At 41.6% G+C, this 1,528-nt stretch carries 1 protein-coding gene; it reads right to left on the minus strand.

Features of this window, described 5'->3' with window-relative positions:
* Positions 1–1,528: HYR domain-containing protein (locus IEV69_RS13760; RefSeq protein WP_188443416.1), on the minus strand; the 1,528-nt coding region annotated here is incomplete at both ends.

The raw sequence follows: 1,528 nt of genomic DNA on the forward strand, positions 1-1,528 counted from the left end.
TGATACTGAAATCCAGTAAGTAGTTTCTGCTCCTTCTTGACCAGCAAAAGTAAATGGAGTTAGATCCAAAGTTACTTCATTGATATCAGCAACAGGAAGTGGCGCGCCAGTCTGTCCTACTACTACATCACTTGTGGGTACAACACCGTTTTCACTTCCTATAATAGCTCCTGGTAATCCTCCGTTGTCTTCATAATAAGTGACATCAGCTAATGTGATATCTGTGGATGCTCCTAAAGGAAGTACTTGAAGCACAATTTGGTCTAATGTGAAGTCCTGATCTGCAGGAACTATCAAGTCATTTGCATTTGTAAATATCGAATGCACTGAGTTGTTAGAACCATTGGTTACAGTTCCTCCATTTGACTGTGAACAAACTCCTGATGAAGCACCTCCTACACTTACTACAACTGAACAGTTGTCAGTTGCATTTAGGTAAAGGTCAGTGATTGGAATTTCAACTTCACCGTTGGCATCTAAATAATACTGTGGTATTGTTCCTATTACAGGCTCTTCAAACGTTTGTCCAGAGTTTACATCTCCGGGAGATGAAGTTGCCGGGCTATTCCAGGTAAAGTCAGCATAAAATGATCCTGTACCGGTTAGTTGTAAAGATTCTCCTAGTGGTGTAGAACCGGCTTCAAAGACCCCAATATCTTGGGAAGTCATTCCTTCTGCAAGTCCATCTTCTGCTACTAAAACACCTTCATAACTTAAGAACTGAACCACCGTATTTGTATTGTCAACCAGTACAATCCCGTCAGGAGCCCCATTTTGAATACCTTCTATCGGAAAGTTCAGTGTACCAAATCCATTGTTTTGATCGGGTATTATTCCGGTTAGGTTTTCTGTATGATACACCATACCATTTGCTCCGTTGTATAATATTAAGGTCCAGTCTTCAAGATTTGTTCCTTCTGGACCTGCAATTTCAATCGCTTCATTTTCATCTGCACCTGCATTGTCATAATGAATCTCATTGATAAATACTTCTATACCAAAGCCACTTCCACCTGTACAAGCAATCTCCGGTGCAATATCATCGATTACTGTTACGATGGCAATCGCTGTGTCTGTGTTTCCTGATGCATCGGTTACAGTCAATGTAACTTCGTTGTCAATACCTACGTTACCACAATCAAAGGTGGTGGTATCGATTGAGAATGTAATGTCTGGACAGTTATCTGTTGAACCACCGTCTAAATCTTCTGCAGTGATTACCGCAACTCCTGATGCATCCAATGATACTGTGATATCTTGTGCCATTGCTACAGGATCCTGAGTGTCTTCTACTTCAAATGTGAAGTCACAAGTCACGGTGTTTCCGTCGCTGTCAGTAGCTTCAAATACCACTGTGTAAACGCCCACTTCTACCAAATCACCTGATTCAGGTCCTGATACTTGTGTAACATCTAATGGACCGTCTTCTAAGTCAATCGCTGCTGCTGGACTGAAGTTTACAATCGCTCCACAAGTGTTTGCGTCTGCTACTATGTCTACTTCTCCAGGACAAGAAATTGCAGGTACA

The sequence above is a fragment of the Planktosalinus lacus genome (assembly GCF_014640155.1).
GTDB lineage: Bacteria > Bacteroidota > Bacteroidia > Flavobacteriales > Flavobacteriaceae > Planktosalinus > Planktosalinus lacus.